The sequence below is a fragment of the Ruminococcus albus AD2013 genome, assembly GCF_000526775.1.
In the GTDB taxonomy this organism is placed as follows: domain Bacteria; phylum Bacillota; class Clostridia; order Oscillospirales; family Ruminococcaceae; genus Hominimerdicola; species Hominimerdicola alba_A.
Genome location: NZ_JAGS01000001.1, coordinates 1,256,763 through 1,277,130, shown reverse-complemented (window position 1 = coordinate 1,277,130; position 20,368 = coordinate 1,256,763). Strand labels below are relative to the sequence as shown.

At 40.8% G+C, this 20,368-nt stretch carries 24 protein-coding genes and 1 pseudogene; 11 read left to right on the top strand and 14 right to left on the bottom strand.

Annotation, left to right across the window (positions count from 1 at the left end):
* Positions 1–46: 46 nt before the first annotated feature.
* Together N773_RS0105745 and N773_RS0105740 are read left to right on the top strand one after the other, a co-directional pair.
* A complete protein-coding gene (locus tag N773_RS0105745; protein ID WP_242840357.1) occupies positions 47–1,084 on the top strand; it encodes a BspA family leucine-rich repeat surface protein in 1,038 nt (345 codons plus the stop codon).
* Between the two features lie 223 nt (positions 1,085–1,307).
* Positions 1,308–2,183 (top strand): IS1595 family transposase, encoded by an 876-nt coding sequence (locus N773_RS0105740; protein WP_024856895.1) that lies wholly within the window; start codon positions 1,308–1,310, stop codon positions 2,181–2,183.
* A gap of 43 nt (positions 2,184–2,226) precedes the next feature.
* On the opposite strand, the gene N773_RS0105735 is transcribed toward N773_RS0105740, so the two are convergent.
* From N773_RS0105735 to N773_RS19800, 3 genes are all read right to left on the bottom strand, one after another.
* Entirely contained in the window at positions 2,227–2,433 is a 207-nt protein-coding gene (locus N773_RS0105735) for a helix-turn-helix domain-containing protein (RefSeq protein ID WP_013498228.1), read from the bottom strand.
* A gap of 12 nt (positions 2,434–2,445) precedes the next feature.
* Entirely contained in the window at positions 2,446–2,910 is a 465-nt protein-coding gene (locus tag N773_RS0105730; RefSeq protein WP_024856894.1) for a DUF2975 domain-containing protein, read from the bottom strand.
* Positions 2,911–3,475: 565 nt separating this feature from the next.
* The gene (locus tag N773_RS19800; RefSeq protein WP_024856893.1) at positions 3,476–4,987 is read right to left on the bottom strand and encodes a cellulase family glycosylhydrolase; all 1,512 of its coding nucleotides are present in this window, start codon (positions 4,985–4,987) and stop codon (positions 3,476–3,478) included.
* Between the two features lie 347 nt (positions 4,988–5,334).
* Between N773_RS19800 and N773_RS0105720 the strand changes: the two genes are divergently transcribed.
* Entirely contained in the window at positions 5,335–6,198 is an 864-nt protein-coding gene (locus N773_RS0105720; protein ID WP_196231604.1) for an AraC family transcriptional regulator, read from the top strand.
* A 333-nt stretch (positions 6,199–6,531) separates the two neighbouring features.
* Here N773_RS0105720 and N773_RS0105715 read toward each other — a convergent pair whose 3' ends face one another.
* From N773_RS0105715 to N773_RS0105705, 3 genes are read right to left on the bottom strand one after another with little or no spacing between them, the layout of a single operon-like run.
* Positions 6,532–7,260, bottom strand: coding sequence for an NAD-dependent protein deacylase (locus N773_RS0105715; protein WP_043537810.1), 729 nt, complete (start codon positions 7,258–7,260; stop codon positions 6,532–6,534).
* Between the two features lie 18 nt (positions 7,261–7,278).
* A complete protein-coding gene (locus tag N773_RS0105710; RefSeq protein WP_024856890.1) occupies positions 7,279–8,403 on the bottom strand; it encodes a hypothetical protein in 1,125 nt (374 codons plus the stop codon).
* Entirely contained in the window at positions 8,396–9,973 is a 1,578-nt protein-coding gene (locus N773_RS0105705) for a hypothetical protein (protein ID WP_024856889.1), read from the bottom strand. The genes N773_RS0105710 and N773_RS0105705 overlap by 8 nt, the downstream gene beginning before the upstream one ends.
* 801 nt (positions 9,974–10,774) lie before the next feature.
* On the opposite strand from N773_RS0105705, the gene N773_RS0105700 reads away from it, so the two are divergent.
* The 4 genes from N773_RS0105700 to N773_RS0105685 all read left to right on the top strand — a co-directional run bounded on the left by N773_RS0105700 (position 10,775) and on the right by N773_RS0105685 (position 12,426).
* The gene (locus N773_RS0105700) at positions 10,775–11,455 is read left to right on the top strand and encodes a CPBP family intramembrane glutamic endopeptidase (RefSeq protein WP_024856888.1); all 681 of its coding nucleotides are present in this window, start codon (positions 10,775–10,777) and stop codon (positions 11,453–11,455) included.
* A 94-nt stretch (positions 11,456–11,549) separates the two neighbouring features.
* Positions 11,550–11,861 carry a hypothetical protein gene (locus N773_RS0105695; RefSeq protein ID WP_024856887.1) on the top strand — a complete coding sequence of 104 codons (312 nt, stop codon included), beginning with the start codon at positions 11,550–11,552 and terminating at the stop codon, positions 11,859–11,861.
* A gap of 2 nt (positions 11,862–11,863) precedes the next feature.
* Complete coding sequence (locus N773_RS0105690; RefSeq protein WP_024856886.1) at positions 11,864–12,055, top strand: helix-turn-helix transcriptional regulator; 192 nt, start codon at positions 11,864–11,866, stop codon at positions 12,053–12,055.
* Positions 12,056–12,099: 44 nt separating this feature from the next.
* Positions 12,100–12,426, top strand: a complete 327-nt coding sequence (locus N773_RS0105685) for a hypothetical protein (RefSeq protein ID WP_024856885.1) — start codon at positions 12,100–12,102, stop codon at positions 12,424–12,426.
* Positions 12,427–12,428: 2 nt separating this feature from the next.
* Here N773_RS0105685 and N773_RS0105680 read toward each other — a convergent pair whose 3' ends face one another.
* The gene (locus N773_RS0105680) at positions 12,429–13,304 is read right to left on the bottom strand and encodes an IS1595 family transposase (RefSeq protein WP_024856826.1); all 876 of its coding nucleotides are present in this window, start codon (positions 13,302–13,304) and stop codon (positions 12,429–12,431) included.
* 111 nt (positions 13,305–13,415) lie between these two features.
* Between N773_RS0105680 and N773_RS0105675 the strand changes: the two genes are divergently transcribed.
* Complete coding sequence (locus tag N773_RS0105675) at positions 13,416–13,811, top strand: CPBP family intramembrane glutamic endopeptidase (RefSeq protein ID WP_278245370.1); 396 nt, start codon at positions 13,416–13,418, stop codon at positions 13,809–13,811.
* Between the two features lie 174 nt (positions 13,812–13,985).
* Here the strand turns inward: N773_RS0105675 and N773_RS0105670 are convergent, their stop codons facing one another.
* The gene (locus N773_RS0105670) at positions 13,986–14,345 is read right to left on the bottom strand and encodes an MSCRAMM family protein (protein ID WP_024856883.1); all 360 of its coding nucleotides are present in this window, start codon (positions 14,343–14,345) and stop codon (positions 13,986–13,988) included.
* Between the two features lie 204 nt (positions 14,346–14,549).
* Here N773_RS0105670 and N773_RS0105665 point away from each other — a divergent pair, with 204 nt between their 5' ends.
* The gene (locus N773_RS0105665; RefSeq protein WP_024856882.1) at positions 14,550–14,792 is read left to right on the top strand and encodes a type II toxin-antitoxin system Phd/YefM family antitoxin; all 243 of its coding nucleotides are present in this window, start codon (positions 14,550–14,552) and stop codon (positions 14,790–14,792) included.
* 44 nt (positions 14,793–14,836) lie between these two features.
* Positions 14,837–15,166 (top strand): type II toxin-antitoxin system death-on-curing family toxin, encoded by a 330-nt coding sequence (locus tag N773_RS19795; protein ID WP_242840426.1) that lies wholly within the window; start codon positions 14,837–14,839, stop codon positions 15,164–15,166.
* 30 nt (positions 15,167–15,196) lie between these two features.
* Here the strand turns inward: N773_RS19795 and N773_RS22155 are convergent, their stop codons facing one another.
* From N773_RS22155 to N773_RS22520, 6 genes are all read right to left on the bottom strand, one after another.
* Positions 15,197–15,334 carry a hypothetical protein gene (locus N773_RS22155; RefSeq protein ID WP_155250856.1) on the bottom strand — a complete coding sequence of 46 codons (138 nt, stop codon included), beginning with the start codon at positions 15,332–15,334 and terminating at the stop codon, positions 15,197–15,199.
* On the bottom strand, positions 15,331–15,483 hold the full coding sequence (locus N773_RS0105650; protein WP_242836178.1) for a hypothetical protein: 153 nt from the start codon (positions 15,481–15,483) through the stop codon (positions 15,331–15,333). The genes N773_RS22155 and N773_RS0105650 overlap by 4 nt, the downstream gene beginning before the upstream one ends.
* 135 nt (positions 15,484–15,618) lie before the next feature.
* The gene (locus N773_RS0105645; protein WP_196231603.1) at positions 15,619–16,860 is read right to left on the bottom strand and encodes a hypothetical protein; all 1,242 of its coding nucleotides are present in this window, start codon (positions 16,858–16,860) and stop codon (positions 15,619–15,621) included.
* Positions 16,851–17,291, bottom strand: a complete 441-nt coding sequence (locus tag N773_RS0105640; protein ID WP_024856879.1) for a hypothetical protein — start codon at positions 17,289–17,291, stop codon at positions 16,851–16,853. The genes N773_RS0105645 and N773_RS0105640 overlap by 10 nt, the downstream gene beginning before the upstream one ends.
* Before the next feature lie 225 nt (positions 17,292–17,516).
* Positions 17,517–17,984 (bottom strand): transposase family protein, encoded by a 468-nt coding sequence (locus N773_RS23470; protein WP_080678307.1) that lies wholly within the window; start codon positions 17,982–17,984, stop codon positions 17,517–17,519.
* Positions 17,985–18,347: 363 nt separating this feature from the next.
* Positions 18,348–19,397 carry a peptidoglycan DD-metalloendopeptidase family protein gene (locus N773_RS22520; RefSeq protein WP_024856878.1) on the bottom strand — a complete coding sequence of 350 codons (1,050 nt, stop codon included), beginning with the start codon at positions 19,395–19,397 and terminating at the stop codon, positions 18,348–18,350.
* A gap of 449 nt (positions 19,398–19,846) precedes the next feature.
* Here N773_RS22520 and tnpA point away from each other — a divergent pair.
* Positions 19,847–20,314 (top strand): annotated as a pseudogene (gene tnpA / locus N773_RS19780) (IS200/IS605 family transposase).
* Positions 20,315–20,368 lie beyond the last annotated feature (54 nt).

Sequence of the window (20,368 nt, the reverse complement as noted above, 5' to 3'; positions counted from 1 at the left end):
ATAACCATGTAAAATTATGCAATTAAAAAAAGTTTTAGCAGTAGTAATGTCGTTATGTATGGTTGCAGGTGCAGTAAGCTATGGTGCGCCTGTTATCTCGCAGGCTATCGCGGCACAGGCAGCCGAGGCTGAGGAAGAATGCTGCTTTTTTGATGAAACAACAGGTGTGTTTACTCTCAGGGGTGAGGTCGATGATCTCGCCGTGAAGAGATTGAGTGAGAAAAACTGGAATAAAGTATCTGTTAAATCCATTATAGCCGAAGAGGGAACAGTTTTACCCAAAGATTGCAGTAAGTTGTTTTCAGGCTTTGTATATTGTGAGTCAATTGATCTTTCTAAAGCAGATACAAGTAATGTAGAAAATATGCAAGGAATGTTCGAATTATGCTACGATTTGAAAGACTTAGATATAAGCGGTTTCAATACAAAAAAAGTTGAAAATATGAGTGGTATGTTCCTATCCTGTAACAAGTTGAGCTCACTTGATCTGAGCGGATTTGATACAGGCAAAGTCACAGAAATGCAAGGAATGTTTGCTTATTGTAACGGATTGACTTATCTTGATGTCAGCAGCTTTGATACAAGCAACGTAACAAAAATGAACGGTATGTTCGATTCCTGTTACATTCTGAACGAGCTGACCCTCGGTGAGAAGTACCCCCTCATTCCCGATACAGCTTGCCTTCCCAAAGGCAACGGCTGGGTAAACACCAAAGACCCTGCAGCCATCATCAGCGGTGAACGTGTGTATGCTGTCATCGAAAACAACGGCAGGAACACCTACGTTCAATATACCAACAAAAAGCCAACTTGTCCCACAAAAATCAGGGTGGAGTATAGCGAAAAATATCATCAGGTAAGATTCAAATGGAATAAGGTGGAAGATGCTGACAGATACGGCATCGTTGTATATCTTGCTGGCAAGTGGAGAATACAGACACAGGATATCACTGATAATGTCTACACCTCACCCAAGAACCTCCTTCCCGGCAAGACCTATAAGGTAGCCATCGCTGCAAGGGTGAACGGCAGCTGGGATACCAAAAGCGCTATCAGAAATGCCGTAACTATCACAGTAAAGTAAACCGAACATATTTCAGAGCTTAGTGCCTACAGCAGGGCACTAAGCTCTTTTTATGCTCGTGCTTTATGTATAGAATATGTGTTGACTTTTTCTGTCACATAAAGTATAACATGGTTATCCCTTTAACACACCACAGATAATTTACAATGCTGTCCAAATAAACAGACCTCAAAAGCTGGAAAATATAGTATAATAGTGACAGAAACCGAAAGGAGCTGTCGCTATGTCAAAAAGATTTCCGAAACCTGAGATCACACTTGATGGGATATACTCAAAGTTCGCAGATGAAAGCTTTTGCAAGGATTTTCTGCTTGATATCCGCTTTGAAAAGGGTTTTGCCTGCCCGTTTTGCGGTGGCTCTGAGTACCGCAGGATAAGGTCACGACATCTGCTGCGCTGCAAGTTCTGTAAAGCAGATATATCCGCCACAAACGGAACTTTTATGCACAGAACACATCTTCCGCTGAGGCTGTGGATAATCACCGCATTCCTCATTATGAGCAACAAATGCAGCGTTTCTGCTGTTACACTTATGAGGAATTTGGGGGTGACCTACAAGACTGCATGGTACATCCTTCACCGCATCAGAAAAGCTATGAAATGCCGTGAAGAACGCTATTTGCTCGACGGGATCGTTGAACTTGATGACACGTATCTCGGTGCTCCGACTCACGGTAAAAAGCGCGGCAGAGGTACTGAAAAAGTCAAGATGATCGTAGCTTTATCGAAGAACGCAGCAGGAAATCCCGAGTACGTTAAAATGAGCGATGTGCCGAATTTAAAGGGCATAACTGTGGGGAGATTTGCCAGGGATAATATCCGCGCAGGCTCGAAGATCGAGAGTGATAATGCCCGAAGTTACAAGAAGCCGCTGGCACAGAAATACTTCCATGTTTTTGAGACATATGATCCGACAAGCGGTCAGCTGAATTGGATGCATAAAGTTATATCAAACTTCAAAGCAATGATCATGGGAACTTACCACGGAAACGAAAAGATCCACACAGCGTTATATGCTGCCGAATACTGTTACAAATTCAACCGTCGTAAGCTGGGAAACAGTGCGTATTTAAGGCTTTTGGCTGCTTTGGTGCAGTGATCTTACTTGTGGTGTGTTAAGGGGATAACCATATTTTTATTTGTTATTCTTTTACAAATTCAAAAAGATCTCCTGGCTGACAATCGAGTGCATCGCATATAGCGTTCATAGTTTCAAAACGTATGCCTTTCATCTTGCTGGTTTTAAGGTTGGATAGGTTGACGTTTGACATCCCGACTTTTTCTGCCAGCTCATTCAAGGACATTTTGCGGTCAGCCATTATTCTGTCAAGTCTGATTATTATAGCCATATAGTACCACCTTTACGCAATAAGGTCGTTTTCCTGCTGAAGTTTGAGACCGTAAACGAAAACTTCGGATATTAAACCGATGATTATACTTATTCCGATGACCAGGATGTTCATTGTATTATAGTTAAGCGCTCTGCAATATTCATGTTCTGAGATCGGTGTTGTAGTATAGGGCGGAACTAATGCACCGGTAACAAACAGGATAAATCCCATAACACGCAGCTTTGTGATTATCTTTTTTGAAAAAGGCTTTCCTGTTTTGCGTATCTCAAGCAATATCATCGCGAGAAGTCCCAACTCTGAAAAAATCGCTAAAGTGTAGATCCCATTTATCAGTAGTTCGATCATTTGAGGATTGTTGATGTAGCTGATAAACTCACATATAGCTACAACTAATGATGTAAAGCATAAAAGACCGATCACTACTGAGTTAATGATAGAACGTTTTTTTAGTTTTCCGGATATTTTGGGGTTCATAACAACATCTCCTTTTAAAGTAACACTTTAATTATTTTAAGTTTTCCTCGGCCGGTGAGTATATTGTATCACAAGAATTAAAGCGTGTCAATAAGTATTTAAAGCAATACTTTAAATAACATGATAATGTACAATTAGTGCAGCTAATATCAGTTTGGGATTGTTTGATATCACAAGAACGGTAAGTGCTATAATCGAAAACAGTAGTAATATGAAATCTGATTATCCAGTTTAAACATCATTAATTTGGTTTAATATCAGAATTAGAAATGTAAGGACGAAAGTCTTGCTTAATGTAATTGACAGTAAAAATCAATCAACGCTAAAAAAACATACAGCCGTGCGGTTTCAAAAGCATTCGGGGGTGTACTGTTCTTTATTAGTTCGATAATATAGTATGTCGTTTACTACAATAAAAACAATACTCTCCGACAGATGGATATTTGTCGGAGAGTATTGTTTGAGAGAAGGAATCGCCTATGAAGAAAAGAAAGCGATACCTATTCTGATTAGATCTTTTATAATAGTATAGTATTGAAAACTTTGAGGTATGCTGATATGACGGTTACTTAACGGTGACTGTTACAGCGTGCCTGATAGCTTCATTTGCAGTCCATACACTGCCTGCCTTAGCTGCAACAGCTACCTTGTAGCTCTTTCCGGGAGTTAGATTCTTAGGCGTTGTATAGCTTGTAGCAGAGGCAGGGATGTTCTGAGTCTGTACCCTCCATTTTCCTGCAAGATATACTGCTATGCCATAATTTGAAGCACCCTCAACAGGCGACCATGTAATTCTGATCTGATGATATTTCTCGCTGTATTCAACTTTGCTGACAACGGGATATTCAGCAGATGGGTCAACGGGAGTTTTGCCGTTAAAACCTGTGATCTCGTCAAAAGCTTTTTTCAGATCGGGGTTACTGATCCTGCAGGCGTTTCTGTCATAGTGACCGCCGTATTCACCATCATTTTCGCCCTTCGGTGTTGCCCAGAGGACGGGACACATCTGACGGTCATATGCAGCTTTGCATACAGCACTCAGGAAACGAACGACCGACTCTGTTTCCTTTCCCTTAGTGGGACAGCCGTACTCGCCGATTATCACAGGGATACCCTTGTCTGTAAAATTAGTCTTCATCATGTCCATGTTGGCATTAAGTTCACGGTAGTCCTCGTCTGTACCCCATGTTGAACGCGCCTTTGCCCAGGATTCGTCCTTGTCTTCAAGAATAGCAAAGCCCACAGGTGTGTAATAATGCACCGATATCGCCATACGGTTCACAGGGTCGTAAGGCATCCTGAACAGCGAATCACAGGTTCGGTCAATACCGGTATTATATCCCGAAATTAGCAGATGGCGCTTGGGATTATTGACGCCGGACGTACGGATGACATCTACAAATTTCTGATTTATGCGGTTGCACAGCGCATAGGACTTTTCTTTCTGCGACTGCGTCCCGCTCCAGGGGTTCCAGATAGACTCCCAGCCAAGTTCCTCGTTCTGCGACTCAAATATAAGATGATCGTCATAATCCTTGAATGCATAAGCGATCTGCTTCCACATAGTCTCATAACGTTTCATGGAGCCTTCTTCATCATAGGGGAAATTGTTTACCCATCCGTTGTCATAATGGATATTGATTATGCAATACATATCTGCGTCAATCACCCAGTCAACTATCTGCTTTACACGGGCAGTATAAGCAGGGGAGATAGTATAGGTGCTCTTATCCATCATATTTGACCAAGCCACGGGAACACGTACAACTCCGAAACACTCGTTTGACATGCCCTCGATCATTTCCTTTGTAATGATCGGGCTGCCCCATGCGGTCTCATATTCCTTTGGTTCGAGTACACCGTCGCCCCATTTTGTATCTACTTCTTCTATCCAGTCACCGCAAGCTTCCATCGTGTTTCCGAGATTGATGCCGATACCCATTTCACCCACGATCTCCGCTGTCGATACATTTCGCATCGTGCCGTTTTTACTCGGCAGAGCACTTGCCTGAATGTTTCCTGCCATGCTGCATACCATCACGCATGACAGAAAAGCTGCTGTCAGTTTGCTTTTCATTGTAGACCCTCCGTTTTCTTCTTCCTTACAGATATGTATATTCCTTCAGCACACCGCTATATTCTGTATACTAATAACATTTACCTGAATGTATTCTTCCCCAGTCTTATGCGTGGGGAAGAATAACACTAACTATTAATACCCATTAAACGGTTGTATAATTCGATGTGTCAGAGTAAGAACCATAAACAACAATTGCATTACAGTTGATTTTTGTTATGAACTATGTTATAGTAATAATAGCACCTATCTTATCCGATTTCAAGAAAATTACTGCCACAAAACAGGACAAAACCGACACGAGACTTCCAATTGAAAATCAGGTGATATTTATGTTTCGTATGCCCTTGGAAGCTTTTACGCAAGATGAAAATTTTCCGTTTTTTATACAGTACGGAGAACATGACGAGCCCCTTTATCTGCACGCCCACGATTCCTATATCGAACTGGTGATCGTACTGTCGGGGAGTGCCGTGCATATCGTTGACGGTGAGAAATATCCTATTCAGAAAGGAAGCGTTTTCGTCATCGCCGAGGATATCAAACACGGCTATGATGATCCGCAGGATTTTCACATATGCAACATAATGTTCCGCAAGAGGTTCCTTGATCTGAGTTCCTTTGACATAGCAGGGGCGCCCGGGTTTCAGGCTCTGTTCGTTCTTGAACCACAGCAGTCAAGAACCAAAGGCTTTACGAGCTATCTTAAACTGCTCCCCGATGAACAGCTTAATATAGAGGAAATGATCGCGGCACTTCATACCGAATATACCGTCAGGGCGGCAGGTTGGCAGACAATGGTTCGCGCGGGATTTATCCGACTTGTTGTCGAGCTTTCACGAATGTATGATACGAACCGCATCGAAAACGACGCAGGCATTGTAAAGCTTGCGCCTGCCCTTGCGTATATCGAACGAAATTTTCAGGAAGAAATGACCATTACCGAACTTGCTGCGCTTACTCATTATTCAGAACGTCAGTTTCTGAGGTTGTTCAAGGAAGCGACAGGCTGCCGTCCGATGCAGTACATAACAAAACTGCGTTTACATACCGCCTGCCGTCTGTTACGCGAGACAGAGCTGTCTGTGGCGGAGATCGCTGAGCGGTGCGGTTATACCGACAGCAGCTATTTCAGCAGAGTATTTCTGCGCAAGTGCGGTATATCACCCAAAGCGTACCGAAAGGATTCGACGTCTAACAGTGCGTACTGATCTCGCGATGCATAGCTGATCCGTATGAAATGATCCGATAAAGTCGAATATTGCTTTTTATGGTTATCCCGCCAACACACCAAATTAATTGGTTTCATATCGGAACTATATATACTTGGGGGATAACCATTTTTAATTATTTTCCGGAGTACAATGTCCTTTGCCAAGGACAGAACCTTCGTGGAGAGCGAAGAAAAATAATTCCTAATAGTGGAGTGTCTGTCGGAAATCATCAGCATTGCTTGTTCCTTTATATGGATTTCAAATCATCTATGATTCCGTTACGAAGGACATAGCCATTAGGAGAATCCGCACCCGGCTCCCTCTTTTGAATTACAGTGCAGAAAACACCTTTCCAATTTTATCATAAATCCGGATATTCGCCCGGCCATCCAGGGGAGTCAGTCCGAGATTGATGATCACAAGCGGTTTATCTTTGCATTCATGTACCAGACTGACAGCAGGATTGACTGTAAGCGATGTGCCGCCGACGATCAGCATATCCGCCTTTCTGATATGGTCCGCTGCTTTTTCCAGCAGGCGTACATCCAGCTTTTCGCCGTACAAAACCGCATCTGGCTTGATGATGCCGCGGCATATCTTGCAGCGCGGTATGCCTTCTGTTTCCATTACTGCGGATATTTTATAGGATTTATGACATACCATACAGTGGCAGTGCTTTATATTGCCGTGCAGTTCGATCACTTTTTTACTGCCCGCTTCCTGATGAAGCCCGTCGATATTCTGTGTGATTATTGCACGCAGTTTTCCCTGCTTTTCCCATTCAGCCAGCTTCAGGTGTGCTGCATTGGGTTTTACATCATAGCCCAGAATTCGCTTCCGTTGGAATTTGAAAAATTCTTCCGGGTCGTATTTAAGCAGCCGCAGGCTGAAATAGGATTCCGGCGGCAGACCGTATTTTTGGCGATACAATCCCTGTTCGCCGCGAAAATCCGGGAGTCCGCTTTCCGTTGATACACCTGCTCCGCCGAAAAACACAATGTTTTCAGCATTATCAACTGCTTTGCGCAGCGCTTCGATTTTTTCTTCGTTGATTTCCATTACAATACTCCTTTCTGCTCAGCTTGTCTGTTTCATGCACGCACGAATACTGAGTTTTCCGTATTTCAAAAGAAACTGTCCGATTTCCTCGATCGTTATCAGACCGAGTTCATAACCGTTATACAAATCGTTTCGGTTGAGCTTCACGGTCCTGCCGTCAGACAGCCGGAATTCAGCGCGTTTCTTCGATCTCATATAATATCCTACGCACATACCTTCCCAGCGGAGTGTTTCCAGCTCCTCACAGCGGAATTCAGTTTTCGCCTTGTAAAGTTCAATGATCTTGAATGCTGCAACAAACTTCATTTCATATTCCCCGAACCCGAACAAATCTCTGCTGCGGATTTGCGCCTTTCCTCTTTTCAGTTTCCGGCGCAGGTCATCAATTTCATTCTGCATCCGCTGAAATGCATTCCTCCGATGCCGGGTTATCATTTCTCGTTCATAATGACTTATTTTGGCATATTCTTTTTCATATGCCGTAATTTCTTCCAAAGATGTATACTGCTGCGTATGCGGTTCACTGTATTCGCCGTAATAATGCAAATACTCTTTGTGCGACAGATACAGCGTCATAAATCTGCTGACGTCCGAAACAGAAAACATATATACTCCGTCGCAGTAATCCATCAGATAATACTCACCGAATTCCGGCGTATCATAATTATATGTTTCAGTGAAGATATGCAGCTTATTGTCTATGATCTTTGCTGAGATCCGTTTGCCGGTATTCCGGCTGTCCAGCAGAATATCCCATATCCTTCTGAACTCTTTTTCATCTGCGGCATCCAATTCACCAAAGAGTTCATGATATTTGCAGTCCGCTTCCGGTGCAAGCCGCTGCAGCGAATGCACGCCGTTTTTGTCCCTGACACTTTCATTCAGAATGTGGTACTCTTTCGGCAGCCGTTCGATTCCTATATGACTGCGGTCAAATCCGATACTGTGAGGGTCACGGTGATAATTTTCTGTGCGTGAAACCCTGAGTCGTATGATTTGTCCTGCATCGTTCAGCGTAAGGGATCCTGAATCAAAACTAATGCTGTCCGGATCATACAGCAGAGATAGATTCTGCTCCGGATGATCGAACTGATTGAAGTGATAGAGCACACAGCATTTTTTTCGGCTAAGAATCTCATACATAGCTTTCAGCTCCTTCCGATTCCTGTAAAGATAATACTTCATTGATTTTCAGGCTGCCGTTTTTCTGTAAAAATGCTCCGATCTCATCAACCGTGCGCAAACCGAGCTCAAAAGCATCCTGAAATTGCGCCGCCGAATATCCGGCTTCATTGTTTTCGATATCCGGCAAACCAAAATACGCGGCGATCAGCCTGTCAGCAGCATCACAGAGCAATTCACGATTGCAGATATGTGCTGTTCCTGTTTTCAGTTTGCTCATCATGTCGTCTGTCTGCGCTTTCATTTTTCTGTAGGCTTTGAGCCGCAGTTTCGTGATTGCATTCTCGCCGTATGTCTCAAAGGTGCCGATATCGCGTGCTTCATAAGCGGAATCCTCGATCTCTTCCTCTGAGGAATACCGATCAAGCACAGGGGCATTCAGCAAATCGGCTTTCGTGCAGAACGCATCATCCATTGTTTTTCGTATATGCAGCAGCCGGAATGCAGGCTGTTTTCCGTAAATCTGCTCATATTTTTCTGCACTGAGATCCATCTGCATAAAGCAGCTTTGGTTCAGAACATACAGCGTATATTCACCGCCGCAGAAATCCATCAGATAATACTCCGAAAGTTCCGGTATGTCGCTGTTATACATCTCGCAGAAAATATGCAGCTCGCTGTCAATGACCTTTGCCGAAATGCGGCTGCCGTAATTACGCGTATCATTGACCGTATCACAAAGCCGCTTTTTTTCTTCACGTTCCTTTTTTTCGATTTCAAGGAAGCATTCACGAAATGCGCCGGTATCATCAATCCGGTCATATTCATACAGTTCCGATTCTTGTTCTTCTGTCGGATAGGTATATACGATATATTTTTTGCGTTTCGGGCAAATTCTTCTCCGGATGCCGGTCTGCCATATATTTTCTGACAGATCGCTGTGCGGTTCTTCATGTTGTATGCAGAGTTCAAACCGCCTGCCGCCGCTGAGATATTCAAAACAGGTTCGCATATTATAGTAGCAGTCAACATCATATAGCAAATCCAGAAAGCTGTCCGTATCACTGCTGCGCCCGATGCCTTCGATCGTACACTGAAAATGCCGCCGAACCAGCTTGAACGGAACCTGAGGTTTATCCTGCGTCTGTTCCTTGTTTCTGTGATTATGAATGTCCAGCGGCGAATATCCCCCTGCGTCAAGCGCCTCATTGATTTGCGCAACAGAAACCGGAGTACCCGGATTGGCTACAAGCAGATCCCATATAATCTCATCTCTTCGATAATACTCATCCAACTCTGGAAATCCGTACAGTTTCAAAGCTTTATTTGTATCGTCCCTATCGCATCCCATCACAGCACAGACCGCAATGATGAAGTCCCGTTTTTTGGTTGTTCTCTGATTGTAAATGAACTTGCGGAACGTACTGTAATTCAGTCCGATCATCAGCCCGATTTCTTCGGTCGAGATTTTGCTTCCGTCTTTATTTGTGAGCGACTGTTGTTTGCTTTTGAACCATTCCGGAAAAGATTCTTCCGGAATGATCTCTTCTTTGTTGATCGTGGCGCCGTGATTGCTGTTAGAAGTGCTCATTCGATCCCCTCCCGTTTTCTGGCGTATTTGCTTTTCTGAACCTATCTTACCATAATCAGAGGCACTTGTCAATTGTAATTGGGACAAAATAGTCCCAAATCGCCATAGGCGGGACAACGGTCTCTTATCAAATTTCAGGAAAATGCCCAATGAAAAAGTATCGTTATACTTGCGGTTAGGCAAGGCGTTAAGTAAATAGGAAGATATAACAAGGGGACTTTTGCTCATCCTGAACTTTTCACTATTTTTCTGGTGCTTGGTGTTCTGCCAATATTTTCAAGCGCATATTCATCAACATAACTTCGAATCTTTTTCATTAGTTCCTTATCTTTACTTCTCACAGGTTTCATCTCCGCTCTATCAGTAACAGTGTGTTTCCTTTGATTGTTTTATAGCATATTTGTTCTTGATCGTAAAGATAAAATAATACCCTTTTCGTTCGTGCACAATATTTTGTGCGTGTATTGCAACAAGGGTAAAGAGAAATGGAGAAATCAAAGCCAGAATATGATGTTACAGCCGGGTGTTATCTGCCCGGCTGTTTGCTTTTATGATGCGAGGGTTATACGCTTACACAGCTATATAAAATCCACGTTAAATACATAGGATCAATGATGATCTAAAAGTAAATTCTTTATTTTATGCAATTTCGGTTATTATCAACAATTTACTCCAACTAAAAAGTGCATATTCGAAAATCTTACACAAATAATGTAAAAGGTTCTTGACATTTATTGCAACTCGTACTATAATCAAAATGTAAAGAGCTCTTGACAAATTTTGATTATGAGGAGGAACAAAATGGTCAAAAATAAAAGCAAGGCAAGTATAAAAACAATTTATGTGACAGCATACATGATAATGTTCATTTTTGCTGTAAAGATACGTCTTTTGGTTTTTCATAACAGATATTATTCGTTAATGTGTCTGATAATCGCTTATTGCATACTTGGTGTTATTGGTATATATCTTTTTCGGAAAGAAATCAGAAAAGGTGTAGCTGAATGGAAAGAACATTTTACGAATGGTATTATATGGTCAATAGGAGCTTATATTACGGATATGATATTATCTAGCCTGGCCAATTATCCATCTATGGCACTATATCCTAATTATGACGGAATGAATGATATCAGCATTTCTTCAGCTGCAAAACTGGTATCAGTGCCTTTGTTTGTAACTGCTGCAGGCATATTGGGACCAATAACCGAGGAATTGATCTTCCGTTTCATTCTTGTGGATAAACTGAGGACCAAACTTCCTTCAATTATATGTGTTATCTTATCATCTGTTTTGTTTATGGTTTGGCATATGCACGCTTTAACTTTACCGGAGCTTATGATAAATCTGCCGAAATTATCTACAAGCATAGTTTACTGTGTCATTATTCTTTACTCGAATAATCCAACTATCCCGATACTACTTCATGTGTTCAATAATACAACTGCTATATTTATGATGCTAATGAACGGAACTATATGATATTTTTTTACACTCAAATGTAAAACACTCTTGACATTTTTAAGATTTCAAGTATAATAGAATATATTGAATTATATTTTTGGAGGTCTTTATTATGTTCAAGAGAAACAAAGCGGACGAAATGGACAAAGAGATCCGCAGTAAAAGCATTATCACAGCTCATTACTATACTCAGTTCATGCTGATAGTATGGATCATCATATACACAGTAAAAAACCGAACCATACTGATGCCGATGTATGTACTTCTTGTCGGCTTACTGGTTAGGGGTGCTTCTTCTTTAATATTCAGACATGATTTCGGAGATGAACGCTGGAAAAAGGGGCTCGTGATCCTGCTTTCTGCTACAGCAGCAGTAGTTTTTCTGTTTATGCTCTCCTTCGGTAAGACGAAAGTAGGTATATAAAAATGAAGAACAGGATAAAGGATCTTCGTAAGTCACAAAAACTTACTCAGGATGAGTTAGCAAATGCTGTGGGAGTCTCAAGGCAGACAATCAATGCTATTGAAAATGATAAATATAACCCCACACTTGAACTTGCTATAAAATTGGCAAGATATCTCAGGATGCCTGTGGAAGATCTGTTCATACTTGAATAATTATTGTTGAATTGTCCGCATTCTACAAATACGGAGGTATTATAATGGAAATTTCTGAAAAACGTGTATCCAAAACCAAGGTGATCGTAATATATCTGATCGTATTTTACACGATCTGGGCTCTATTTGAATTTTTTGCAAAACCTTTCATCGATAAAACTTTCACAGGAGACATAATCTCACAGATAATAAAAACAGTAATTATAAAAAATTTAGTATGGGTATTCCCCGCTGCGATTCTGATACATTATTACAAAGACGATGTCTGTGTCGGGTTAAAGGAAATGTATACCACGAAGATCAAATGGCTTGAATACTTACCGGTATTACTATTATTTATTATGGTTATCCCCTTAACACACCACAAGTAAGATCACTGAACCAAAGCAGCCAAGAGCCTTAAATACGCACTGTTTCCCAGCTTACGGCGGTTGAATTTGTAGCAGTATTCGGCAGCATACAACGCTGTATGGATCTTTTCGTTTCCGTGATAAGTTCCCATGATCATTGCTTTGAAGTTTGATATAACTTTATGCATCCAATTCAGCTGACCGCTTGTCGGATCATATGTCTCAAAAATATGGAAGTATTTCTGTGCCAGCGGCTTCTTGTAACTTCGGGCATTATCACTCTCGATCTTAGAACCTGCGCGGATATTATCCCTGGCAAATCTACCCACAGTTATACCCTTTAAATTCGGCACATCGCTCATTTTAACGTACTCGGGATTTCCTGCTGCGTTCTTTGATAAAGCTACGATCATCTTGACTTTTTCAGTTCCTCTGCCACGCTTTTTACCGTGAGTCGGAGCACCGAGATACGTGTCATCAAGTTCAACGATCCCGTCGAGCAAATAGCGTTCTTCACGGCATTTCATGGCTTTTCTGATGCGATGAAGGATGTACCAGGCAGTCTTGTAAGTCACGCCAAGAGTTCTCATTAGAGTAACAGCGGACACGCTGCATTTGTTGCTCATAACGAGGAATGCGGTGATTATCCACAGTCTGAGCGGAATATGTGTTCTGTGCATAAAAGTTCCGTTTGTGGCGGAAATATCTGCTTTACATAACTTGCAGCGCAGCAGATGACGTGACCTTATCCTGCGGTACTCAGAGCCACCGCAAAACGGGCAGGCAAAGCCCTTTTCAAAGCGGATATCAAGCAGAAAATCCTTGCAAAAGTCATCGTCTGCGAACTTTGAGTATATCCCATCAAGTGTGATCTCAGGTTTCGGAAATCTTTTTGACATAGCGACAGCTCCCTTCGGTTTCTGTCACTATTATACTATATTTTCTGGTTTTTGAGGTCTGTTTATTTGGACAGCATTGTAAATTATCTGTGGTGTGTTAAAGGGATAACCATGTTATTTATTATTTATCCTTTGATAACTGCGTATATAAACAAAGGATCCATTATTATAAATGAAGAATTCGGAGTGAAGCAAGTAATTACTTATACCTTTGTTGGAATTACCGAGGAAATGGTGTTCCGTGGCTGGCTTTTGAATGCAACCGTCGGCAAAGAGCAGCAACATAAATGGAGAGCTATACTTCTGACTTCATTTCTATTCGCGGCAATACACATACCCACATGGATAACTCACGAACAATTAATTGATAACTTTGTTCATTTAAAATTTTTGTTTATAGTTGTTCTGAGTATAATATTCAGTATTACATTTCTTAAAAGTAAAAACATCATTGTTCCGATAGTACTTCACATGATATGGGATTTTCTGATTGATATGTTCTGCTGAAACAAAATATCTTCGTCATCGAAGATCATAATACTTTAAAACTGTTATTTCACGAATAATATTCAGGAAAAAAAATATATATTTGTTGGTTTGTCAATGATGTGATACAAAGATTTCAAAAACGTTCACCATTGGAAAGGAATGCGCTGATATAATCGGCAGAAGACTTCCAGTTCAATGGACGCATGGGGAATAACTGCCTGCAGAAATGCCGCAGACGATATGCTCGGTACCGTCGGATATCCATTCATCGAAAACATTTCCTTTACTGTCAAGGATCTGCATTGCAGCACCCGAGAGTTCGTTTACGTAAATATCCTTCTTGAAAACATGAAGCTCTGTTTCCTTGTTTACAGCAGTGATGAACACATCATCACCGTCTTCGTCGATGAGGAATTCGTATCTTTTATCGCTTAAAACATATCTATTGGGAGACGAAATCTCCGTAAGGATATATGATCCGTAGGGGATACCTGTTAGTCGGGCATTATTCTCCTTATTACCGGGATAAGAACCGATTTCCCGCCTATCCACGGAATGGGAGGGTCACAGACGCCGTAATACTGATTACTCATTTTTTTCCTTTCCGTCATCTTTGCCGATGACGAAAAAGAGAAAAGCCGCTTTGCCGCCATCGGCAAAACGTCTGTTTGTAAATAATATTTTAACTTTGCAAAAAATAGGTTGAATTTATCCTAATTCTATCGTATAATAAAGATAGTAAAGGAGGTCTGAACTATGAACGTTAACACTAAAAATCTTGTATCCATAACCGAAGCAAATCAGAATTTTTCACGTGTTGCCCGCATGGTCGATGAAAACGGATCTGTTGTTATACTTAAAAATAATACACCTCGCTATCTGATAATTGAATTTGATAAAGCCGAAAATGAACAGTTAGCAGATAATGAAGACCTCATGGAGATTTCTAAGCGCCTTATCGCAAAAAATCGTGAGGCTTACGAGGAACTTGCCAAATGATAATTCTTTCAAAAGAACAAGTCTTTAGTCTACATTCATAGCTTATAGGTGAGACCGGCGGAACTGACGGTCTGCGTGACGAAGGCATGCTTGAATCAGCTCTGAATGCACCGTTTCAAATATTTGATGATACGGAGGTCTATCCATCTATCCAGCAAAAAGCCGCACGGCTTGGATTCGGACTTGTCAAGAACCACCCCTTTGTTGACGGCAACAAGCGTATCGGCGCTCACATTATGCTCGTATTTCTGATGTTAAATCATGTTGAGCTTGAATATACTCAGAAAGAACTTTCCGACACGATACTAAAAGTTGCTGACGGAACATATTCCTTTGATGATCTTCTAAACTGGATACTTGAACACCAACTGTAAAAGCTGCTTTTTTGAGCAGCTTTTGCTATTTTATACATCATCCTTAGTCCTGAGCACCTTTTTTAGCCTTTTTATTTCCTTGTTCGCATAATACCATGCAGCTGAAAAACCGCCAATAAGCATGCCGATCATACAGCCGATGATCATACCTGCAAACAGTATTGTCATTCTGTCATTCCTCCCTTGATATCCAATGTTTCATCTTCCATTTCATCCTCGGAGCATATTTCAACATACTCGCCAAGGATGTTGAGTGCTTCATCGTAACTTCCCGAACTTGTAACACGCTCAGACATTTCCTTTGCTTCATTACTCATTCCATTTCTTCTGAGAGTTCTTGCTGCGATCCCCAAAAGGTTGAAAATATGATTCCTTTTCTTCTTTGGTCATGCACACCTCAATGAATCCTTTACTTGATTTATCATATATTTCCATTTTGCAACTCTTTTCAGTTAGTCAATGTTTATAAGCCGTATTTCTTTTAACGGTTTCCATATGCATTTTTCAACGACTTTAGATCTTTCTTCAAAAGGAAGATTCATAAAGTCGATTATTTTTTCATTGGGAAAATATCCTCCGCAGTATAACGGTATGACTCCTATGGGAACGATTCCTATTATTTCGGTTTCGTTCAATCGAGCAATAAGTTCTTCGGCATTAACAATATTTACAGGATAACCAGCCCTCTTTAATGCAAGATAAAACTTTATAGCCTCTATACATCTGGCGATAGAACCTCCCTCAACATATAAGCAAAAGCCCTTGTCATTATGATCAACATATAACGAAACATGAGTCGAATTCCCGCCTCTGCATACTTCCCACGGATGCCCGATCTGTGACCGATGATACCATTTTATAAATTCTTCGACCGAATCACCGTCTATCTCGCTAAGTCCATCATCTCTCCCATCAGAATGCTTATAGTACTGCTCTTTCGGGGGCAGATCGGTAAAGTCGTATCCATTCTCTTCATAACCCAAAGCACAGCACTTATAAAACTCATTTGCTGTAAATCTATGTATTCTTTGATTATCTCGGTTTCTGCTCTGTTTTGAAGCCAAGTCAATAAATTCGGAAATTTCTGTTTTAGAAATATCTGCAAAAAACTGCTCTCTCAAATCTGGAAATATGTCATACAAGTCATTGCGAACTATCGTTCCTATCCTATACTCATAAGGGACACCCTTATTTATGCGTTCATTATATGTCCCATCTTTCAGCTCATCTATACATCTCTTTACAGCAGAAAGCATCCACTCAAGGAACTCAGATATATCATGCTCATATCCATGTTCTTTGGTGCTGTCAACCTCAATTATTTGACGGTTGTTTATAAAAATGGATCTATACCCTATATCATCTGCTTCTCCTGCCATCAAATGATACCACTGCTCTTCTTCGGGAAACAGATCAAGCCACCAATCATTTAATTCCTTTGCATTTTTGACTGCTCCATCTGCTATCGCCTCATCAAGATCTTCAAAATCATCGATCGTCCCTCTTTCCGAAGTCAGCCAAAGTTCCTTTGTTCCATGCTCATTTATAGGTTCCAGCATTCTGAGATATGTAAATAACTCATCTATCAGCTCATACGATCTCTTGTTGTAAGTGAATGTGTTATCAACATTCCTATATTCTATCCGACCAAGCCAGTCAAGGTAATTACTTATTGCAGGTGATTTCATTGACATTTACTTCCACTGTCCTTCCTTATTCCGTAGTTCTTTTTCATCTTCAAGTCGAACCATAATTTCTGATTCGGGAGATCAGCCTTATAGTATCTCAACTCTTTCTCAATATCCTTAATTATTACGTCTATAGCCTTATCATCAAGCATTGACATATATTTCAGTGTAAAGTTACATACTATCTTTGGAACATATGTCTTTCTTCCTATAGCGTATCTGACTGCAGCAATAATGATATGATCGAACTCACTGTTCCTATACGGTTCGAACCAAGCAAATGGACACAAGAGCAGGTCGTTATTACTACCATCAGTTATAATAGAGCCTATGCTTTCTTTTTCAACTCTGTCAAGTATGTCATACAGCTTGTAAGATAGTTCTAGACGTGAAATTTTCGGCATATCATCGATTTTCAAATTTATCCTATTACCCATAGACATAATGCTCCTTTTCATCATTGGTTTACCGGCAAGATAATTATATCACTTTTTTTACTCGTAATAAAGGAATTTGGCCACATGATTTTTTCTGATCAAAATCATGTTAGAAACCTCAAAGCGCTTAAAATGGCGCATCTTACAAAAATCGCATAGTTTTTCTATCAATTGGTCATCTTATTTTTGATAACCATTGACTATGTGTTTATTGTAATTGGGTCATCAATCCTTTATACTTGACTTAACCTCATGTATTATCAAAGGCGTTTTTTTTAGCAGCGTACAAATAGAGCTCTTTCCAATGATGATGTTTTCGTTTTTTAATAACCTACTGGAACAAACAGAACTCATCTCAGAAGATGTTTTTAGTATTCTTTCGATCAGACGATTTGTCTTTTGTGCATTTGGATTTACAAACGGATGTCGTTCTGCAAAAGTGCTATGTCTGCACTCAGGATTTATGCATTTCATTTTACGTGTGGTCACTATAAGGATTGTCTTCCGGTCAGAGATAGGTAGATCCTGTATTTCTCGCGTATGATAAGAATGCACTCTACCGGTCATCGTTCCACAGTATGGGCAGCATAATTTTTCCAGAGTTGAAGTTATATATAAAATGATTTCTGAATCGGTAATACGTGTATCACACAGTCTGTAGTTTCTATCCAATGAACTGATTACAGCATTCATTTCGCATCCCTCCGATAGTATTTGACATCTATATTATATCACTTTAATGATTTAATGTCAACTAACATTGGAAAGAGCCTATTTGACGGTTACGAATTGTCTGGTCTATTTCAAGGAATTGTCCCTGTAATAATCTTACTTTATTTCAAGATTGTCAGCCATCAAATATGATACGACAGACGGGGCTGTTGCAGCCCCTTTTGGCATTTATATATATTGATGATTAAGAATCAGACGGTTATCGGATCAAATCCTATATCCGTACCGGAATAGGGCTTTTAGGTTACAATAAAAGACAGGCACTTTATTGAAGTACCTGTCTTTTCGTCGTTATGTATTTACGTTATATGCTTATAACCGAAATTAATAATTAGAGTGTGTGTGAGATGCCAAAGAATATGATTTATTTCTGTTTGCATTGATCTCGTTTACGTAATTCTGGCAGTTTGTGCAGTTGTAAAGACCTGCAGGAAGGTTGGTGTAGTAGCCGGGATCAAGTCTTGTACCGTAGTAACTGCCTTCACGGATCGAGAAATCGAGGTGGGGACCGGTGCTATTGCCGGTGCTGCCAACTTTACCGATCTCTGTTCCGGCGGAAACGGTTGCACCGTTGGCAACAGTGATCTGGCTTAAGTGCATATAAACTGTCAGGTAGGTTGCTCCGTTGATTTTATGAGTGATCACAACGTAATTACCCGCACCGCCGTTATAGCCGTAATAGGTCTGTACTGTTCCTCCGGCTGCTGCTTTAACAGATGTACCTGCTGCTGCTGCAATATCGATCGCACCATGATTTCTGCCGTCATTGAATGCTGAGGAAATTGCCTTGCAATCCGGAACAGGCCAGTTAAAAGGTCTTTCATTGATGCTTATGCTGTAACCGTGGTTATTTTTGCTTGACCATGTGGTAGCATTGTTAGAATTTCTGGAAATGATCTTGATCTCACCCCCATCACTTATTGTAAGATAAGCGCCCTTTTTGCCGTTTGTCTGAGTGTTCCAGATAGCCTTTCCGTCGGATCTGTAGATAACAAAGTTGCCGTCACCCTGAAGAACGCACTTTGTACCGCCTCTGTTCTCGGTCTGAGAGCTCCATATAGGTGAATAAGCCTTGTCAGTGGTCTTGTTGTAATGGTATATAACGAGGTTGCCGTCGCCCTGGAAAACAAGTACATAATTCTGAGAAGGTGATTTATAGAATTTACCCTGTACCAGATCTGCGTTGCCGTTCTTTGCGTCAACAACTGTGTTTACGCTGATAACTGCTGCGTCTGCAACGACTGCGTTACCAAGTACAGCACTGCCAATTGTGCTGTTTGCGGGTATAGCAGCTGCCATTGAGAACATACAGCCTGTAGCTGCCAGAGTGCTGATGACCTTCTTCATTGTTCCTGTTACGTTGTTTGTTTTCATTTTGTTTCTTCCTTTCAGATTTTAAAAATTTTAGGTTCCAACTCAAATGCAGTTTACAAAATCCGATAATTTTTCCTGTTCAGACTGAACCGATAATCAAGTGAATTACCCAAATGCTCTGCTTGGAAATTACGGATTTTAGTTTGCTGCATCTCGTTGTTTGACTGTACTTGAAGTATAGCACACCGTGGCAGGAAAGTCAGTTTTTTGTGAGTGAGCGGTAGAAAAATCGGAGTGAGCGGAAATATACTTTATAAATAAAAAAGACCGTGCAGGGATATTATCCCGTACACGGTCCGTATTGGTGCTTTAGCGTAAATAAACCCCGGTTCTACCGGGGGAGATAAAAAAGCTTTAGCAAGAGATTTAAAATAACCTCCGATTATGATACAATAGTAAATGGTTTGGCGACCGCATTACTAAAGTAAAATAGACGGAGGTTATAAAGCATGAAGAACGAAATAAAACATTTGACACACACAACATACAGATGTCAGTATCATATAGTGTTTGCGCCAAAATATCGAAGAAAAGTGATCTATGGACAGTTAAGAGCAGACATAGGTTAGATACTCAGAAAGCTATGTGAGCAGAAAGGAGTAGAAATAATAGAGGCAAATGCAATGCCTGATCATATTCATATGCTTGTGAGTATCCCACCGCATATAAGTATATCACAATTTATGGGATATATCAAGGAAAAAAGCACATTGATGATATTTGACAGACATGCAAACTTGAAATACAAATATGGAAGCCGACATTTCTGGTGTAGGGGATATTATGTAGATACCGTAGGACGTAATGAAAAAGTAATCAAAGAGTACATAAAGAACCAAACGGAAGAAGATTACATGGCAGATCAGATAAGTTTCAAAGAATACATGGACCCGTTTGCGGGTAGTAAGAATAAGTAGGCAAAAAAAAGGCTGTTGCAGCCCCAACAAAGAAAAAGAGCCTGGCACAGACCA

Bases quoted from the DNA above. Each gene is read 5' to 3' on its own strand.
- N773_RS0105745 (WP_242840357.1), top strand. From the start codon at position 47: ATGTCGTTATGTATGGTTGCAGGTGCAGTAAGCTATGGTGCGCCTGTT.
- N773_RS0105740 (WP_024856895.1), top strand. From the start codon at position 1,308: ATGTCAAAAAGATTTCCGAAACCTGAGATCACACTTGATGGGATATAC.
- N773_RS0105735 (WP_013498228.1), bottom strand. From the start codon at position 2,433: ATGGCTATAATAATCAGACTTGACAGAATAATGGCTGACCGCAAAATG.
- N773_RS0105730 (WP_024856894.1), bottom strand. From the start codon at position 2,910: ATGAACCCCAAAATATCCGGAAAACTAAAAAAACGTTCTATCATTAAC.
- N773_RS19800 (WP_024856893.1), bottom strand. From the start codon at position 4,987: ATGAAAAGCAAACTGACAGCAGCTTTTCTGTCATGCGTGATGGTATGC.
- N773_RS0105715 (WP_043537810.1), bottom strand. From the start codon at position 7,260: ATGGAAATCAACGAAGAAAAAATCGAAGCGCTGCGCAAAGCAGTTGAT.
- N773_RS0105710 (WP_024856890.1), bottom strand. From the start codon at position 8,403: ATGTATGAGATTCTTAGCCGAAAAAAATGCTGTGTGCTCTATCACTTC.
- N773_RS0105705 (WP_024856889.1), bottom strand. From the start codon at position 9,973: ATGAGCACTTCTAACAGCAATCACGGCGCCACGATCAACAAAGAAGAG.
- N773_RS0105700 (WP_024856888.1), top strand. From the start codon at position 10,775: ATGGTCAAAAATAAAAGCAAGGCAAGTATAAAAACAATTTATGTGACA.
- N773_RS0105695 (WP_024856887.1), top strand. From the start codon at position 11,550: ATGTTCAAGAGAAACAAAGCGGACGAAATGGACAAAGAGATCCGCAGT.
- N773_RS0105690 (WP_024856886.1), top strand. From the start codon at position 11,864: ATGAAGAACAGGATAAAGGATCTTCGTAAGTCACAAAAACTTACTCAG.
- N773_RS0105685 (WP_024856885.1), top strand. From the start codon at position 12,100: ATGGAAATTTCTGAAAAACGTGTATCCAAAACCAAGGTGATCGTAATA.
- N773_RS0105680 (WP_024856826.1), bottom strand. From the start codon at position 13,304: ATGTCAAAAAGATTTCCGAAACCTGAGATCACACTTGATGGGATATAC.
- N773_RS0105675 (WP_278245370.1), top strand. From the start codon at position 13,416: ATGTTATTTATTATTTATCCTTTGATAACTGCGTATATAAACAAAGGA.
- N773_RS0105665 (WP_024856882.1), top strand. From the start codon at position 14,550: ATGAACGTTAACACTAAAAATCTTGTATCCATAACCGAAGCAAATCAG.
- N773_RS22155 (WP_155250856.1), bottom strand. From the start codon at position 15,334: ATGACAATACTGTTTGCAGGTATGATCATCGGCTGTATGATCGGCATG.
- N773_RS0105650 (WP_242836178.1), bottom strand. From the start codon at position 15,483: ATGAGTAATGAAGCAAAGGAAATGTCTGAGCGTGTTACAAGTTCGGGA.
- N773_RS0105645 (WP_196231603.1), bottom strand. From the start codon at position 16,860: ATGTCAATGAAATCACCTGCAATAAGTAATTACCTTGACTGGCTTGGT.
- N773_RS0105640 (WP_024856879.1), bottom strand. From the start codon at position 17,291: ATGGGTAATAGGATAAATTTGAAAATCGATGATATGCCGAAAATTTCA.
- N773_RS23470 (WP_080678307.1), bottom strand. From the start codon at position 17,984: ATGAATGCTGTAATCAGTTCATTGGATAGAAACTACAGACTGTGTGAT.
- N773_RS22520 (WP_024856878.1), bottom strand. From the start codon at position 19,397: ATGAAAACAAACAACGTAACAGGAACAATGAAGAAGGTCATCAGCACT.